14 protein-coding genes are annotated in these 15,961 nt (G+C 70.8%); 11 read left to right on the top strand and 3 right to left on the bottom strand.

Annotation, left to right across the window (positions count from 1 at the left end; all coding sequences use genetic code 11):
* The first annotated feature begins 14 nt into the window (after positions 1 to 14).
* The 4 genes from ACH4F2_RS24695 to ACH4F2_RS24680 all read left to right on the top strand — a co-directional run bounded on the left by ACH4F2_RS24695 (position 15) and on the right by ACH4F2_RS24680 (position 5,448).
* Positions 15 to 1,493, top strand: coding sequence for a GntP family permease (locus tag ACH4F2_RS24695; protein WP_398134914.1), 1,479 nt, complete (start codon positions 15 to 17; stop codon positions 1,491 to 1,493).
* A gap of 90 nt (positions 1,494 to 1,583) precedes the next feature.
* Positions 1,584 to 2,294: a hypothetical protein gene (locus ACH4F2_RS24690; protein WP_398134913.1), complete on the top strand. Its 711-nt coding sequence runs from the start codon at positions 1,584 to 1,586 to the stop codon at positions 2,292 to 2,294.
* A gap of 68 nt (positions 2,295 to 2,362) precedes the next feature.
* Positions 2,363 to 3,685, top strand: a complete 1,323-nt coding sequence (locus ACH4F2_RS24685; RefSeq protein ID WP_398134912.1) for an Nramp family divalent metal transporter — start codon at positions 2,363 to 2,365, stop codon at positions 3,683 to 3,685.
* A gap of 203 nt (positions 3,686 to 3,888) precedes the next feature.
* A complete protein-coding gene (locus ACH4F2_RS24680; protein ID WP_398134911.1) occupies positions 3,889 to 5,448 on the top strand; it encodes a carbohydrate-binding protein in 1,560 nt (519 codons plus the stop codon).
* Positions 5,449 to 5,600: 152 nt separating this feature from the next.
* On the opposite strand, the gene ACH4F2_RS24675 is transcribed toward ACH4F2_RS24680, so the two are convergent.
* The 3 genes from ACH4F2_RS24675 to ACH4F2_RS24665 form a co-directional block, all read right to left on the bottom strand.
* Positions 5,601 to 6,872, bottom strand: coding sequence for a hypothetical protein (locus tag ACH4F2_RS24675; protein WP_398134910.1), 1,272 nt, complete (start codon positions 6,870 to 6,872; stop codon positions 5,601 to 5,603).
* A gap of 70 nt (positions 6,873 to 6,942) precedes the next feature.
* A complete protein-coding gene (locus tag ACH4F2_RS24670; protein ID WP_398134909.1) occupies positions 6,943 to 7,452 on the bottom strand; it encodes a SigE family RNA polymerase sigma factor in 510 nt (169 codons plus the stop codon).
* A gap of 265 nt (positions 7,453 to 7,717) precedes the next feature.
* Positions 7,718 to 9,427 (bottom strand): chitinase, encoded by a 1,710-nt coding sequence (locus ACH4F2_RS24665; protein WP_398134908.1) that lies wholly within the window; start codon positions 9,425 to 9,427, stop codon positions 7,718 to 7,720.
* A 372-nt stretch (positions 9,428 to 9,799) separates the two neighbouring features.
* On the opposite strand from ACH4F2_RS24665, the gene ACH4F2_RS24660 reads away from it, so the two are divergent.
* The 7 genes from ACH4F2_RS24660 (at position 9,800) to ACH4F2_RS24630 (ending at position 15,961) form a co-directional block, all read left to right on the top strand.
* On the top strand, positions 9,800 to 10,717 hold the full coding sequence (locus ACH4F2_RS24660) for a hypothetical protein (RefSeq protein ID WP_398135005.1): 918 nt from the start codon (positions 9,800 to 9,802) through the stop codon (positions 10,715 to 10,717).
* A 70-nt stretch (positions 10,718 to 10,787) separates the two neighbouring features.
* Positions 10,788 to 11,495 (top strand): Flp pilus assembly protein CpaB, encoded by a 708-nt coding sequence (gene cpaB, locus ACH4F2_RS24655; protein ID WP_398134907.1) that lies wholly within the window; start codon positions 10,788 to 10,790, stop codon positions 11,493 to 11,495.
* 8 nt (positions 11,496 to 11,503) lie between these two features.
* On the top strand, positions 11,504 to 12,763 hold the full coding sequence (locus ACH4F2_RS24650; protein ID WP_398134906.1) for a CpaE family protein: 1,260 nt from the start codon (positions 11,504 to 11,506) through the stop codon (positions 12,761 to 12,763).
* Positions 12,760 to 13,173, top strand: coding sequence for a TadE/TadG family type IV pilus assembly protein (locus ACH4F2_RS24645; protein ID WP_398134905.1), 414 nt, complete (start codon positions 12,760 to 12,762; stop codon positions 13,171 to 13,173). The genes ACH4F2_RS24650 and ACH4F2_RS24645 overlap by 4 nt, the downstream gene beginning before the upstream one ends.
* A 109-nt stretch (positions 13,174 to 13,282) precedes the next feature.
* Positions 13,283 to 13,615 carry a TadE/TadG family type IV pilus assembly protein gene (locus ACH4F2_RS24640; protein ID WP_398134904.1) on the top strand — a complete coding sequence of 111 codons (333 nt, stop codon included), beginning with the start codon at positions 13,283 to 13,285 and terminating at the stop codon, positions 13,613 to 13,615.
* A 53-nt stretch (positions 13,616 to 13,668) separates the two neighbouring features.
* A complete protein-coding gene (locus ACH4F2_RS24635; protein WP_398134903.1) occupies positions 13,669 to 15,006 on the top strand; it encodes a CpaF family protein in 1,338 nt (445 codons plus the stop codon).
* A gap of 10 nt (positions 15,007 to 15,016) precedes the next feature.
* Positions 15,017 to 15,961, top strand: a complete 945-nt coding sequence (locus tag ACH4F2_RS24630) for a type II secretion system F family protein (RefSeq protein WP_398134902.1) — start codon at positions 15,017 to 15,019, stop codon at positions 15,959 to 15,961.

Raw genomic sequence — 15,961 nt, 5'->3', positions numbered from 1 at the left:
CAGAGGACCCCCGTATGTCCGCCATATCCCTCCAGCTCGCCGCCTCGGAGACCCCGCCCCACACCGGTGGCCTGCTCCACCTGATCGACGGCACGGCGGGCCTGCTGACCGTCGCCGCGATCGGCATCGCGCTCCTGCTCTTCCTGATCATCAAGGTGCGGCTGCAGCCGTTCGTCGCGCTGCTCGCCGTCTCCATAGCCGTCGGCCTGCTCGCCGGCCTGTCGGTCACCGAACTCTTCGGCACCGTCCAGAAGTCCGACGCCGTCTCCACCATCGAGTCCGGCATGGGCGGCATCCTCGGCCATGTCGCCATCATCATCGGCCTGGGCACCATGCTCGGCGCCATCCTCGAGGTCAGCGGCGGCGCCCAGGTGCTGGCCACCCGGCTGCTGGGCCTGTTCGGCGAGAAGCGCGCGCCCCTCGCCATGGGTTTGACCGGCCTGATCTTCGGCATCCCGGTCTTCTTCGACGTGGGCATCTTCGTCCTCGCGCCCATCGTCTACGCCGCCGCCAAGCGTTCCGGCAAGTCGGTCCTGCTCTACTGCCTGCCGCTCCTCGCCGGCCTGTCCATGACCCACGCCTTCCTGCCGCCGCACCCCGGCCCGGTGGCCGCCGCCGGACTGCTGAAGGTGGACCTCGGCTGGGTGATCCTCATGGGCATCGTCTGCGGCGTCCCGGCCGTGCTCGCCGCCTGGGCGTTCTCCGCGTGGATCGGCCGCCGCATCTTCGTGCCCGTGCCGCAGGACATGGTCGAGGCGGCCGAGGAGGCCAAGCAGGCCGTCATCGACGAGCAGAGCAAGGCCGGTGTCGCCCCGCACGAGAGCCCGGTCGCGCTCGGCACGGTCCTCGGCATCATCGGCACCCCGCTGGTCCTCATCCTCGCCGCGACCTTCTCCTCCATCGCCCTGGACCCCTCCACCACCCGCTCGGTGATCGAGTTCTTCGGCAACCCGTTCGTGGCCCTGACCATCGCCCTGTTCCTCGCCTACTACCTGCTCGGCATCCGGCGCGGCTGGTCCCGCAAGTCCCTGGAGACCGTCTCGACGGCCTCGCTGAAGCCGGTCGGCAACATCCTGCTGGTGGTCGGCGCGGGCGGTGTCTTCGGCGCCGTCCTCAAGGCCAGCGGCGTCGCCCAGGCCCTGTCCGACACCTTCAACGACGTCGGCCTGCCGGTGATCGTCCTCTCCTACCTGATCTCCCTGGTGCTGCGGGTCGCCCAGGGCTCGGCGACGGTGGCCATCGTGACGACGGCGGGCATCGTGGCGCCGCTGCTCGCCGAGGGCGACCACTCGCAGGCGTTCGTCGCGCTGGTCATCATGGCCATCTCGGCGGGTTCCATCTTCGCCTCGCACGTCAACGACGGCGGCTTCTGGATGGTCGCCAAGTACTTCGGCATCAGCGAACGGGACACGCTGAAGACGTGGACGGTGCTGGAGAGCGTGCTGTCGGTCGCCGGGTTCGTGGTGGCGGCGTTGCTGAGCCTGTTCGTGTAGGCGTCTCGTGCAGGCGTCTGGTGTAGGCGTCTGATAACGAAGTTGGGGCTGGCTGTGTCCGGCACAGGATCGTCGACCATACTGCCCGCTGTGGAGCAGCGCAGAGGATCGACCAGCCAGCCCCTGGAAGGCGCCGGATTCGACCCGGCTTTCATCCCCGGGCTCACCTCGCCCGTGTCCGGTGGACCGGAGGACGTGAGACCGGCGAAGACGGAGCCGAAGGCGGAGCCGGAGTCCGAGGCCGTGGACGTCCGCGACGCGGACGAAGCCGCTGCCGGGGAGCCGCCCGCCGAGGATCTTGCGGGGGAGTCCGCCGAGAAGTCCGGGGAACCGGACGAACAGGAGGCACCCGAAGGCCCCGTCTTCGAGGCGTCCGACCGCCGCGCGAGGATCGTCGCCGACCGCAGGGGCGTACGTCTCGCCCTCGACGACCAGAGCTGCGAGTTCCGGTGGGACGAGGTGGGGGCCGTCGAGACGGAGACGGGACGCTTCGGCAAGCGGTTCACCGTCACCGTGCACACGCCCGACAGCCGCTGGTACCCGATCGAGATCGAGGCCACGTCCAGGAGCCGGTTCAAGGAGTGGGAGGCCGCCCTGGACGAGGTCCTGGACGCCTACTTCGACGACGGCGAGGCGGAGGCCGGCGCGGAGTCCGACCTGACGGACGGCGAGGCGGACGGCGAGGCGGACGACGTGAAGGCCGAAGCCGAGCCCGACGGGAAGCCGGAGCCGGCGCCCGAGGCCGGCGCGGACTCCGACGCCGGCTCCGAAGCGAAGACAGACCTGGGACGCAAGGAGTAGGCACGATCGGGTGAAGATCCGCGCGCGCCCTCTTGTCCCATCGTCGGCCATGGGCTTGGTTGACCCGCATGGCGGACACCACGGGCAACATCGCAGACACCGGCGGGCCGAAAGCGGCCGACTCGGCTCCCCGTAAGTCCAGTTGGCGCTACATCGGCCCCGGCATCGTCGTCGCGGCGACCGGTGTGGGAGCCGGCGACCTCGTGGCCACTCTCATCGCGGGCAGCAACTTCGGTTACACCCTGCTCTGGGCGGCGATCATCGGCTGCCTGGTGAAGATCTCCCTCGCCGAGGCGTGCGGCCGGTGGCATCTGTCCACCGGCCGCACGCTTTTCGACGGCTGGGCGAGCCTCGGCCGCTGGACGACGTGGTTCTTCGCGGTCTACGCCGTGATCTGGGGCTTCGTCTACGGCGCGGCGGCGATGTCGTCCAGCGCCCTGCCGCTGCAGGCCCTCTTCCCGGACGTGATGGGCCTCGAATGGTGGGGTATCGCGTGCGGCCTGGTGGGCCTGGTCTTCGTCTGGTTCAACCAGTACCACGTCTTCGAGAAGGTCATGACGGTCCTGGTGGGCGTCATGTTCGTGGTCACCGTCTACCTGGCGATCCGCGTCACCCCCAACCTCGGCGACGCCTTCGCCGGTCTCCTCCCGGTCATCCCGGACGAGAAGGACTCGGTCCTCAACACCCTCGGCCTGATCGGCGGCGTGGGCGGCACGATCACGCTGGCCGCCTACGGCTACTGGGTCAACGCCAAGGGGTGGACCCACACCGGCTGGATGAAGGTCATGCGCGTCGACAACCGGGCGGCCTACGCGACGACCGGCATCTTCGTCATCGCCATGCTCCTGGTCGGCGCCGAGCTGCTCCACTCGGCGAACATCGCCATCGCGAGCGGCGACAAGGGCATGATCCAGCTCGGTGACATCCTGGAGGACGAGTACGGCACGGCGACCGGCAAGCTCTTCCTGATCGGCTTCTTCGCCACCTCCTTCACCTCCCTGATCGGCGTCTGGCACGGCGTCAGCCTGATGTTCGCCGACTTCCTGGCCCGGCAGCGGGGCGAGCGGCAGGCGCGGGCCACGGAGCTGGCGTCGGGCCGCCGCGAACGCTCCTGGACCTTCCGCGCCTACCTGCTCTGGCTCACCTTCCCGCCCATGGTCCTGCTCTTCCAGGACGAGCCCTTCCGCCTGATCATCATCTACGGCGTCCTGGGCGCCGCCTTCATGCCCTTCCTCGCCCTGACCCTGATCTGGCTCCTCAACTCCTCCCGCACACCGCGCGAGTGGCGCAACGGCTGGCTGAGCAACGGCATGCTGTCCGTGGCCGGGCTGCTGTTCCTGGTGCTGTGCGTGAAGCAGATCTGGGACCAGGACTGGTCGGAGTTCTTCTGAGTCCGGCGGCCCGCGGGACCGGGGGAGTTCGGGTCCCGCGGCGTTCGTCGATCTGAACAAGAATCACGTACACAGTCATTGACGTGTCCGTGACACGGTCTTAACTTGCAGGAAAGCGCTTTCTCCGTCCTGTGGGCCGACCGCTTCCCCTCCGTCGTTCGGCGGCCCACCCGTGGCTCCATCGACGAATCGGAGATCAACCGATGCAACGCAGACCCGTCATCGCCTGCGTCGGCCTGCTGGCCGGCACGCTCGTCACCCTGTCCGGCACCCCGGCACAGGCCGCCACCGCCCGGTACGAGGCGGAGTCCTCTCCGGCGAGTTGCACGGGCACGATCGACTCGGACTGGTCCGGCTTCTCGGGCAGCGGATTCTGCAACGGCACCAACGCGACCGGCGGGCACGCCCAGTTCACCGTGAACGCCCCGGCGGCGGGCACGGCCACCCTGCGGGTCCGCTACGCCAACGGAACCAGCACGGCACGTCCCGCGAACATACTCGTGAACGGCTCGACCGCCGCCTCAGCCTCCTTCGACGGCACCGGTGCCTGGAGCACCTGGGCGACCCGGACGCTCACGGTGACGCTGAAGGCGGGCGACAACACCGTCCGCCTCACCCCGACCACGTCGGCCGGCCTGCCGAACATCGACTACGTGGAGGTGGAGACGGACGGCGGCTCCACCACTCCGTCCCCCGGCACCGGCACGATCCACGTGTCCCCGAACGGCACCGACGGCGCCACCGGCACGGAGTCCGACCCGACCACGCTCACCTCGGCGATCAGCCGCGTCGCCCCCGGCGGCACGATCTACCTGCGGGGCGGCACCTACCGCCACTCCCAGACGGTCACCATCCCCCAGGGCAACGACGGCAGCTCGTCCGCCCGCAAGACACTGGCCGCCTACCCGGGTGAGACGCCGGTGCTGAACTTCTCGGCCCAGAGCGAGGACCCGGCCAACCGCGGGCTCGCGGTGAACGGGTCGTACTGGCACGTCAAGGGTGTCGTCGTCGAGCGTGCCGGGGACAACGGCATCTTCGTCGGCGGCAGCAACAACATCTTCGAACGCACGGTGACCCGCCACAACCGCGACACCGGCCTGCAGCTCTCGCGGATGCTCTCCAGTACGCCCAAGGCCCAGTGGCCTTCTCACAACCTCGTCCTGAGCGCGGTATCGCACGACAATGCCGACTCCGACGGCGAGGACGCCGACGGGTTCGCCGCCAAGCTCACCTCCGGCCCCGGGAACGTCTTCCGCTACGCCGTGGCCCACAACAACATCGACGACGGCTGGGACCTCTACACCAAGTCCGACACCGGCGCGATCGGCGCGGTGACCATCGAGGACTCCCTCGCGCTCGGCAACGGCACCCTGAGCGACGGTTCCCAGGCCGGCAACGGGGACCGAAACGGCTACAAACTCGGCGGCGAGGACATCGAGGTCGACCATGTCGTCCGGCGCAGCATCGCCTACCAGAACGGCAAGCACGGCTTCACCTACAACAGCAACCCCGGCACCATGCAGGTGTCGGACAACATCAGCATCGGCAACGAGCAGCGCAACTTCAACTTCGACGACGGTGACTCGGTGTTCCGGAACAACACCTCGTGCGACAGCGGCTCGAACGACCGGATCATCGGCAACGCCGACGGCTCGAACCAGTTCTGGTCGGGCTCGAACGGGTCCCGCTGCTCCTCCTACCCCGGAGCCCTGCGCTGGTCCTTCGCCGCGGACGGACGCCTGGTGGTGACCTTCGGCGGATGACCGTGACCCGCTAGCCCGTCCCGTCCGCCCCGGTGCCGCCGCCCGCCCGGCACCCCGTCCCGGTCCGCCGCGCCCCACCCGGCGGCCGGGCCACGGGCCGGCGGCGGCGCCCCTGATCGCCGTCGGCCCGTGGCCCCACGGGTTACGACCCGTTACCGCAGCTTCTCCCACTCCGGGCTGAGCGCGATCTTCCGCAGCTGTTCGACCGTCAGCGCGGGAGCCTCGCGGGTGGGCTCGGCGTGCGCGGCACCGTTGTTGAAGGCGCTGATCACCACGCGGAAGCCGTCCTCGCCGGGCCGCAGGGTGTCGGCGGTCCACATCAGGACCCCGGCGACCCGGTCGTCCCCGTTCCCCTGCCGGACGGCGACGCGGGTGCCGTCGGGCAGCGTCTCACCGTCGGCGTAGAGCTGGTCGGCGACGTCGTTCATGCCGTACTGGACGTTGACCTGGACGAGGCTCTCGCCCTGCCCGTCGTCGACGACGACGTACGTGAACTCGTCCTCCTGGCCTCCCTTCCTGACCACGTCGAGTCCTTCCGGGAGCAGCCCGACCAGCGTCTCGTTGGCGTCCTTGCCGGAGACTGCGGCGGGGGGCACTTCGGCGGTCGGTGCGTCCTTGCCGGACTTCGGGTCCTCGGGCATCGCGTCCACCACCCGGCGCCACACCCCGGCCGTCACGACCTCCTTCAGCTGCTCGGCCGACAGCGGCGGCTCGGCACGGGAGACGGGCGCACCCTTCTGGGCGGGCGCGTTCCACTCGCCGAGGCTGACGTGGTGCCCCTTGGCCGTGACCAGGTCGGCGGACCAGTGCTTGGTTTCGGCGCGCTTGTCGGGATACTCGTAGCCCTTGAACAGCCGCAGCAGCGAACCGTCGGGCAGGCGGGTGGCGGAGCAGTCGTCGTACGGGGTGAACGTCTTGTCGGGACACTGCGTCAGCTCTCGGACCCGAGCACTGCCCGGCTCCACCCGGTCCATCCCCATGCTGATCGCGGCGGCTCCCTTCCCGTCGTCGTACACGAGGTACGCGTACGGCGAGTCGGCCGACCCTCGGGCGTCCTCCTGGCTGAACTCGCCCTCCGGAAGGAGCGCTTTCAGCTCGCTGAGGACGGTGTCGGCGGAGACGGGATCCGGCGCGGGCGCCGTGGCGGAGGCGGACGGCCGGGAGGTGGCCGTGGTGGCCGCGGCGGAGATGTCGGGGCCGTTGGACTTCCCCTGCGGCAGGAGCATCGCCCCGCCCACCCCGACGAGGGCGACCCCGGCGACCCCGCCGAGCATGCCGGCCCGGCGCCGCGTGAGCGCCCGGCGCCCTCGGGTCCGTCCACCGGCGACGAGGGCCGTACCGTCGGCCTGGAAGTCGCCGCCTGTGTCGTGCAGGGCGGCGGTGAGCCGTTCCTCGAAGGGGTCCTGGTGCTGGTTCTCGGGCATGGCGAACCACTCTTTCCGCATGATGAGGGTCGTGTGAGAGTCGCAAGGGGAATACGGCAGCAGGCGGGCGTCAGGGTCTGGCGTACTCGGAGAGGTCCTCGCCCAGCAGCTCGCGGAGCTTGCCGAGCGCCCGTGAGCACCGCGTCCGTACGGCCGCCGAGCTGACGTTCAGCACGTCGGCGGTCTGCTCGACCGAGCGGTCCTCCCAGTACCGCAGGACGATGACGGCCCGGTCCTTGGCGGGCAGCCGCGCGAGCGCGTCCAGCAGCGTCAGCCGCAGCGAGGCGTCCCCGTCCCCGGCGCCGGGCAGGTCGGGGAAGACGTCCGTCGCCCGCTCACGGCTGCTGCGCCGCCGCTGATGGGCGAGGAAGGCCCGGGTGAGCACGGTCTGCGCGTATCCGGCCGGGTTCCCGACCCGTGAGACGCGGCCCCAGCGGACGTACAGCCGCCCGAAGGTCTCCTGTACGAGATCCTCGGCCAGGTGCGTGTCCCCGGCGGTGAGCAGACACGCCGACCGGTACAGGTGGCCGGCCCGCGCCGCCGCGAACTCGGCGTACTCGTCCGCACGTCCCTGCCTCATGTACCCGTTCCCCCGTGCTCACCGTCGCCCTGTGCTGCCTTCACCTCATTGATGCGGTGGACCCCGGGAAATGTTTCATACGCGGTCGGGGTTCCCGCGCGGTCGGGGTTCCCGCGCGGTCAGGGCTCCCGCGGGGTCAGGGCTCCCGCGGGGTCAGGGCTCCCGCGCGGTCCGCGGGGGTGCACGGGACGCACGACGAGGAGCCCCCGCCCACATGTCCGCGTGGGCGGGGGCTCCTCGGCCGGTTCGTGTCCGGGTCGGCAGGCTACGGCAGCGCGTCCACGTGCGGACCCACCGCGTTGGACCAGGCGTTGCCGGCCGTCGCGTCCCAGTTCGTGGACCAGGTCATCGCACCCCGCAGGCCGGGGTACGTCTTCGACGGCTTGAAGGAGCCGCAGTTCGTGCCCTTGGTCAGGCAGTCCAGGGCGTTGTTGACCACGGAGGGCGCGACGTAGCCGCCGCCCGCCGCACGGGTGGAGGCCGGTACGCCGAGGCCGACCTGGGACGGGTCGAGGCCGTTCTCCAGCTGGATGCAGGCCAGGGCGGTGAGGAAGTCGACCGTGCCCTGGGAGTAGACCTTGCCGTCGCAGCCCAGCATGGAGCCGCTGTTGTAGTACTGCATGTTGACGACCGTGAGGATGTCCTTCACGTTCAGCGCGGTGCGGAAGTACGAGCCGGACGTCGACTGCATGTCGATGGTCTGGGGCGCCATCGTCAGGACCATGTCCGGGCCCGCCTTCGCCGACAGGGCGCGCAGGGCCTGCGTCATGTAGGTCGGGTTGAGGCCGTTCTCCAGGTCGATGTCGACGCCGTCGAAGCCGTACTCCTGCATGACCGAGTGGACGGAGTCGGCGAAGTTCGTCGCGGAGGCCGAGTCGTTCACCGAGACGGTGCCCTTCTCGCCGCCCACCGAGATGATGACCTTCTTCCCGGCGGCCTGCTTGGCCCGGACGTCCGCCTTGAACTGGTCGACCGTGTAGCCGTCGAGCCCGGCCGTGTCGAGGTTGAAGGTCACCGCGCCCGGCGTCGTGGTGGCGTCCGCGAAGGACACCGCGATGATGTCGTAGTGGGGGGAGACGTCCGAGATCCTCTGGACGGCCGCCCCGTTGTCGAAGTTCTGCCAGTAGCCGGTCACCGCGTGCTTCGGCAGGTCGCCTCCCCCGCCGTCGCCCCGCTCCGTCGTGCGGGCCGTCACCGCCGCCGACCTGGCGGACTCACCGGCCGCGTTCGTCGCCGTGACCTGGAAGGAGTACGAGGTGGAGGCCGCGAGGCCGGTCACGGTCGCCGACGTGCCGGTGACCGCCGTCACCTTCGTACCGTCGCGGTAGATGCTGTAGCCGGTGGCGCCGGAGACGGCGTTCCAGGTGAGTGACGCCGAGGAGGACGTCGTACCGGACACGCTCAGGCCGGCCGGAGTGGCCGGCACCGTCGGCTCGGGGCCGCCGTCGTCACCGCCGCCTCCGTCCGGGCCGAAGACGGACAGGCTGTCGGCGTAGTAGGCCGACTGCCCGTACCAGCCGTGCGTGTAGACCGTGACCGAGTTCGTCGAGGAGCCCGTCGTGAACGTCGTCGACAGTTGCTTCCAGGAGGCCGAGCCCGGGGTCCAGGTCGACACGTCCGTCGTTCCCGTGCCGGTCACGCCCAGGTAGGAGTAACCGCCCTGGACCCAGGCGCTCAGCGTGTACGTCGAGCCGGGCTTCACCTTGACCGTCTGAGCGCACCGGGCGTTGTCCTGCCCGCTCGGTGTCGCCTTGAGCGCGGCGGCGCCGGCGTGTGCCGGGGAGGAGACGGTCGTACCGCTGTTCGCGGAGCAGGTCCAGTTGCTCAGGCCGGCCTCGAAGCCGGCGTTCTTCGCGTTGTTGACGTCGGCGGCGGACGCCTGCCCTACGGCCGTGACCGAGAGGGCGAGCGCGGCGGTGACGGCTCCCGCCCAGAACTTCGTCCGTCTGCCGAGCGGTCTGTGCACGGGCTCCATGGAGGCCTCCGGTGGGGGAGTGGGGGCGTTGACGTACAAGGTGGTCCAGACCAATTGAGGGTGTCAAGGGGTAGGTCCGGACCAAGTTCATCGCCGTGTCCGCGACTTGGCGCACCGCGTACCGGAGCCCGGAGGCGCCCGGTCCCCGGCCGGGAAATGCTCAACCTGCCCCGATTTGCCGCACCTTGTGCAACACAAGTTGTTCCAGAGCTACAGAAACGCTGTTCTCCGGTCACAGACGCGTGGATACAGTGCTCAGGTAGTCACGCAGTGAAGTCATCCGGGTGTGCCGGGGTAACGCCCGCGCATCGACGGGCATGGGGAGACGGGGAGCCGCGCGTGCCAACTGCCATTGCCGTGACCAGTGCCGACATGGCACTGCCGCCGCAGGACGAACGGACGCTGCCCGCGGTCGTGCTCCAGGACGTCGACCAGCGTCCCCTGGAACACGCGCTGACCGAGCTGCAGACGCTGGTCGACCAGCACGGGCACGTGATCGTGGTGTGCTCGCAACTCCTCCCGGCGCGCGTGGAACGACGGCTGCACACCGTCCGCGCCCTCCTGGAGACCGACCGGATCGCGATGTTCCGGCCGCCCCTGCCCCCGCTCGGCATCGCCGTGCTGGCCCGCCAGTTGAGGCAGCTGGCCTCCTGCGACCTCAGCCCCGGCGTCCTCGCCTCGGCCGGCCGGCTCCTCACCCACTACATCCACTCCGGCGCGCTGCTCGGCTCCGTCGCCCGCCTCGACCGCGTCCCCGTGGGCCTCAAGGCGCACGCCAGGTCCTGGATGCCGGGCAGCCAGTTCGGCGTCATGGCGCACCCCGTGCCGCAACTGGTGCGGATCGGCCCCGAAGCCGCCCTCGACGGGCCCGAGTTCGGCACCAGCCTGCTGGTCGCGAAGGGCCAGCTCCCGTCCGACTGGGTAACCGGCACCCTCGCCCCGTCCTGGCACGTACAGGGGCTGCGCGAGGCACCCCTGCCCGCCGAGTCCCCCGGCTGGTGGGGGACCGGACGCCTGACCGAGTTCTGCGCCTACCTGCCCGACCTGTCGGTCCTCTACCAGCTGGTCACCTCGGTGCGGCGGAGCACCTGCCACTGGTGCGGCATCGACGTCATCGGCGACCGCTGCGTCTTCTGCTCCGCGACACCGCCGGTGTACGACGCCCGCGAGGAGGCCGCCCTCGGCCACCGCCGTGACACCGCCCTCGGCCACCGCGACGACGCGGCGCTCGGCCACCGCCGTGCCGCCGCGCTCGGCCGTCGCCGTGAGAGACGAGCCCTCACCGGGTAGGCCCGCACCGCTCCGCCCGCCCCGCCATCCGACCCGGTCAGACCGATCCCCCAACGAGGTTGCACGGTTCATGAACTCCCGTCAGCGCCGCGGCATCATCCTGCTGATCCTGTCGGTCCTCTGCGCCCTCGGCGCGTTCGCCGGCGTGCTGTCCGTCATCAACGACGTGAAATCCAAGGTCGGGCCCGAGGTCACCGCGTACCGGCTCAAGGCCGACGTGCAGCCCTACACGCCGCTGGGCGCGGGCCAGTTCGAGAAGATCGAGATGCCCGAGCGCTGGCTGTCCGAGAACGCCGTCACCGACCTCGGCCAGGTCCGCGGCAAGATCGCGGTGACGACGCTGAAGGCGGGCTCGCTGCTGCAGAGCGACATGATCGTCGACCAGCCCGCCCTGCGGCCGGGGCAGCAGGAGGTCGCCATCATGATCGACGCGGCGACCGGCGTCGCCGGCAAGATCACCCCGGGCTCCTCCGTCAACGTGTACGCCACCTTCGAGGGAGCGCGGGAGGGCGATCCCGCCCAGTCCAAGATCATCGTGACCAACGCCAAGGTCATCGACGTCGGTCCGCTCACGCCGCTGAAGCCCGACGAGAACAGCCGCGACCGGGAACCCACCGACGGCGTCCCCATCACCTTCGCACTGTCCACCATCGACGCCCAGCGCATCACCTACGCCGAGTCGTTCGCCCAGCGGGTCCGGCTCGCGCTGGTGGCGCCCGGCAGCGACACCCCGGTCCCGGACAAGGACCGGACGTACGAACTCGCGAAGGACAAGTGAGAGCCCGTATGCCCACGAGGATCCTCCCGGCAGTCGGCGACCCGGACGCCGTACGGTCCATCACGACCCTGCTCAGCCAGCTCCCGGACGCCGAACCGGTCGCCCCGGTGACCGACTCCACCCAGCTCGTGGACACCCTCGCCCGCCTCGCCGCCGAGTCGGTCGACGAACTGCCCGAGGTCGTCGTCGTCCACGAGCGCATCGGCCCCGTCCCGGCCCTGGAACTGATCCGCGAGGTCGCCCTCCGCTTCCCGGCCGTCGGCGTCATCCTCGTCACCTCCGACCCCGGCCCCGGCCTCTTCCAGGCCGCCATGGACTACGGCGCCCGCGGCCTGGTCGCCCTGCCGCTCAGCTACGAGGAACTCGCCAGCCGCGTCCAGGCCGTGGCCCAGTGGTCGGTGGGCGTGCGCCGGCACCTCGGCAGCGGCGTCGAGGTGTTCACCGGGACCGGCGGCACCGTCGTCACGGTCAGCGGCGCGAAGGGCGGGGTGGGAACCTCCCTGACGGCCATCCAGCTGGCCCTCGCCGCCCAGGCGTCGGGCCGGCCCACGGCCCTGGTCGACATGGACCTGCAGACCGGCGACGTCGCCTCCTACCTGGACGTCCAGTTCCGCCGCTCGGTGGCCGACCTCGCCACCATCACGGACATCTCCCCGCGCGTCCTGGCCGACGCCGTCTTCCGGCACGACACCGGCCTCGCCCTGCTGCTCGCCCCCGGCGAGGGCGAACGCGGCGAGGAGGTCACCGACCGCGCCGCCCGCCAGATCGTCAGCGCCCTGCGCTCCCGCTACGAGGTCGTCGTCCTCGACTGCGGTGCCCAGCTCGGCGGGGCGGGCGCCGCCGCCGTGGAGATGGCGGACACGGCGCTGCTGGTCACCACCCCGGACGTGGTCGCCGTGCGGGGCGCCAAGCGGGTGGTGCGGATGTGGGACCGGCTGCAGATCCGCAAGGCGGAGGAGACGACCGTGGTCGTCAACCGGCACACCCGGGGCACGGAGATCCAGCCCTCGCTGATCCAGAAGATCACCGGCACGGCGGTCGCCCGGACCGCCGTCCCCGCCAACTTCAAGGAACTCCAGGCCGCCGTGGACGCCGGCCGCGTCCACGAACTGGACGGCAAGAGCACGGTGAAGCAGGCACTGTGGGCCCTCGCCGGTGAACTGGGGCTGGTCAGGGCCGTCGAGGCGGACCACCGCAAGGGCGGCGGCCGGCTCCGCGGCGACCGGGGGTCGGTGAGCTTCCGGCGCCGGAAGGACGGTGCGGGATGAGCGGGTTACCCGGGCGGTGGGGGCAGCGACGGCGGCGGTGCCGCCGGGACGACGGCCAGGTCGCCGTCGAGTTCCTCGGCATGCTGCCGACGATCATCGTCACGCTGGTGGTGCTGTGGCAGCTCGTGCTCGTGGGATACACGTACACGCTCGCGGGTAATGCTGCGGACGAGGCGGTACGGGCGGCGACCGCGGCCGACCGGGGGGCGCGGCAGGGAGCCTGCCAGGAGGCGGGCCTGGACAAGCTGCCGGGCTCGTGGGAAGGGGGCGCCGGGGTGGACTGCGGCACGGCGGGCGGCTATGTCACGGCCGACGTGGAGATCGACGTACCCATCCTCTTCCCGGGCACGATCAGCTTCCCGTTCACCGTGCGCGGGCACGCCGGAGCCGTCGAGGAGGAGGACGACTGAGATGCCGTACTCCTTGTGGGGCAGTGGCAGTGGCGGGGGCGGGGTTCGAGCACGGGGCCGAGCCCGAGCCCGAATCCGAATCCGGACCCGGGTCAGGGACCGCGGCCAGGTGGCCATCGAGTACCTCGGCTTCCTCCCGATCCTGATCATCGTCGGCATGGCCGCCGTACAGCTCGGCCTGATCGCGTACACCGCCCAGCAGGCCGGAACCGCGGCCCGCGCGGGCGCCCGCAGCGCCTCGCTCCAGGAGAGCGCCCAGGAGGCGTGCGCGGCGGCGGTCAGCGGCTGGCTGGCCGACGGCACCGACTGCCCTGCGGCGTACGGCGGTGACGAGGTGACGGTCAACGCCACCGTCGACATCCCCTCGATCGTCCCCGGCTGGGACTTCGGGGACGCCACCAAGACCGCCACCATGCCGCTGGACCACCCGGCGGACGAGTGACCCGTGTACGAGACGAGTGACCCCGTGAACGAGGAGCAAGGAGCCCCGGACGCATGAGCCTGCGCGCACGCATCCACTCCCCCGAGGAGCACGGCAGCCGGGGCGAGGACGGACACCTGGTCGCCTCCTACCGGGCCAAGCTCCTGGAGGAGATCGACCTCGCCGAGATGAGCTCGCTCGCGATGGCCGAGCGGCGGGCCCGCCTCGAACGGGTCCTCGGCCACATCATCAGCCGCGAGGGCCCGGTCCTGTCGACGGTCGAGCGCTCGCAGCTGATCCGCCGGGTCGTGGACGAGGCCCTCGGCCTCGGCATCCTGGAGCCGCTGCTCGAGGACGCGTCCATCACGGAGATCATGGTGAACGGCCCGGACGCGATCTTCGTGGAACGCGGCGGCCGGGTCGAACAGCTCCCGCTCCGCTTCGCCTCCCACGACCAGCTGATGCAGACCATCGAACGCATCGTCTCGACGGTCAACCGCCGCGTGGACGAGTCGAACCCGATGGTCGACGCCCGCCTGCCCTCCGGCGAGCGCGTCAACGTCATCATCCCGCCGCTGTCGCTGACCGGCGCCACCCTCACCATCCGCCGCTTCCCGCGCTCCTTCACCCTCCAGGAGCTGATCGGACTCGGCTCACTCGACGAGCACATGCTGTACCTGCTGGCCGGCCTGGTGCAGGCCCGCTTCAACATCATCGTGTCCGGCGCCACGGGCACCGGGAAGACCACCCTCCTCAACTCGCTGTCCGGCCTGATCCCCGAGTCCGAACGCATCATCACCATCGAGGACTCGGCGGAGCTCCAGCTCCAGCAGGCCCACGTCATCCGCCTGGAGTCCCGCCCGCCGAACGTCGAGGGCCAGGGCCGCGTCACCATCCGCGACCTCGTCCGCAACTCCCTCCGTATGCGCCCGGACCGCATCGTCGTCGGAGAGGTCCGCGGCGGCGAGTCCCTGGACATGCTCCAGGCCATGTCGACCGGCCACGACGGCTCCCTCGCCACGGTGCACGCCAACAGCGCCGAGGACGCCCTGATGCGCCTGCAGACCCTGGCGTCCATGTCGGACGTCGAGATCCCCTTCGTCGCCCTGCACGACCAGATCAACAGCTCCGTCGACGTCATCGTCCAGCTCACCCGCTTCGCCGACGGCGCCCGACGCATCACCGAGATCGCCCTGCTGGCCAGTCACGGCGGCGAGCCGTACCGCCTGGCGACGGTCGCCCGTTTCAACGCCCAGCCGATGACGTCCGACGGCCGCGTCCCCGGCGCCTTCGAGTACTACCCCCTCCCGCGCCGTACCGCCGAGCGCCTCTACATGGCGAGCCAGCCCATCCCGCAGGCCTTCGGCGTGGCCCACACCGCAGACCAGCTCGCCACCCGAGAAGCCAGGTAGGAACGGCCCGATGGAACTGGAAACGCTCGTCACGCTCACCACCGGCGTCACCCTGCTGACCTGCGCCCTGACGGTCATGGGCGTGCACTCCTACGCCGCCGGCAAGGCCCAGCGGGCGGCCCTGGTCGACCGCCTCTCCGCCACCGGCGTGCCGACTCCCGCAGGCCGCCCGCGCCGGTTCCGCTCCCTGGATCGCCGCCTGCGCCGTACGAAACTCGGCCGGAACCTGGAAGTGCGCCTGGCGGCGACCGGCCTGGACGTGACCCCCGGCGAGTTCTTCGCCTGCATGCTCGCGGTGGTCGCGGGACTGTGGCTGATCGGCCAGGCGGCCCTGGCCCCGTTCTTCGGCCCGATCGCCGCACTGCTGGGTGTCGCGGCGGCGATGCGGTTCCTCAACTGGCAGCACCAGAAACGCATCGAGAAGTTCATCAACCAGCTCCCCGAGATCGCCCGGATCATCGCCAACGCCACCCAGGCCGGCCTCGCCCTGCGCACCGCCATCGGCATGGCGGCGGAGGAACTGGAGGCCCCGGCCGGCGAGGAACTCGGCAAGGTGGCCGACCAACTGGCCATCGGCGCCTCGATGGACGACGCCCTCGGCGAACTCGCCGACCGTCTCCCCTCCCGCGAGCTGGTCGTCCTGGTCACCACCCTCGTCCTCTCCAACCGCGCCGGCGGCCAGGTGGTCAGCGCCCTGCGCAACCTCACGGAAACGCTGGAGGAGCGCAAGGAGACCCGACGCGAGGTCCGCACCCAGCTCGCCCAGGTCAGCATGACCTCGTACGCGGTCCCCGTACTCGGCGTCGGCTCGCTCTTCCTGATGAACGGCGTGAAGGACGGCGCGCTGGAACGCATGACGGGCTCCCCGGCCGGCCAGGCAGCCGTGATCATCGCCTTCGCGCTCTACGCCGTCGGCTTCGTCCTCATCCGCCGCATGTCCCGCATCGACGTCTGA

Origin of the sequence: Streptomyces sp. NPDC017890, from assembly GCF_044328675.1 — a bacterium.
Lineage (GTDB): Bacteria > Actinomycetota > Actinomycetes > Streptomycetales > Streptomycetaceae > Streptomyces.
The sequence above is the reverse complement of the archived record's forward strand: the minus strand, read 5'-3'. Positions and strand labels throughout refer to the sequence as shown.

Excerpts from the sequence above, each read along its gene's own strand:
- ACH4F2_RS24695 (WP_398134914.1), top strand. The coding sequence starts at position 15 with ATGTCCGCCATATCCCTCCAGCTCGCCGCCTCGGAGACCCCGCCCCAC.
- ACH4F2_RS24685 (WP_398134912.1), top strand. The coding sequence starts at position 2,363 with ATGGCGGACACCACGGGCAACATCGCAGACACCGGCGGGCCGAAAGCG.
- ACH4F2_RS24680 (WP_398134911.1), top strand. The coding sequence starts at position 3,889 with ATGCAACGCAGACCCGTCATCGCCTGCGTCGGCCTGCTGGCCGGCACG.
- ACH4F2_RS24675 (WP_398134910.1), bottom strand. The coding sequence starts at position 6,872 with ATGCCCGAGAACCAGCACCAGGACCCCTTCGAGGAACGGCTCACCGCC.
- ACH4F2_RS24670 (WP_398134909.1), bottom strand. The coding sequence starts at position 7,452 with ATGAGGCAGGGACGTGCGGACGAGTACGCCGAGTTCGCGGCGGCGCGG.
- ACH4F2_RS24665 (WP_398134908.1), bottom strand. The coding sequence starts at position 9,427 with ATGGAGCCCGTGCACAGACCGCTCGGCAGACGGACGAAGTTCTGGGCG.
- ACH4F2_RS24660 (WP_398135005.1), top strand. The coding sequence starts at position 9,800 with ATGGCACTGCCGCCGCAGGACGAACGGACGCTGCCCGCGGTCGTGCTC.
- cpaB (WP_398134907.1), top strand. The coding sequence starts at position 10,788 with ATGAACTCCCGTCAGCGCCGCGGCATCATCCTGCTGATCCTGTCGGTC.
- ACH4F2_RS24650 (WP_398134906.1), top strand. The coding sequence starts at position 11,504 with ATGCCCACGAGGATCCTCCCGGCAGTCGGCGACCCGGACGCCGTACGG.
- ACH4F2_RS24645 (WP_398134905.1), top strand. The coding sequence starts at position 12,760 with ATGAGCGGGTTACCCGGGCGGTGGGGGCAGCGACGGCGGCGGTGCCGC.
- ACH4F2_RS24635 (WP_398134903.1), top strand. The coding sequence starts at position 13,669 with ATGAGCCTGCGCGCACGCATCCACTCCCCCGAGGAGCACGGCAGCCGG.
- ACH4F2_RS24630 (WP_398134902.1), top strand. The coding sequence starts at position 15,017 with ATGGAACTGGAAACGCTCGTCACGCTCACCACCGGCGTCACCCTGCTG.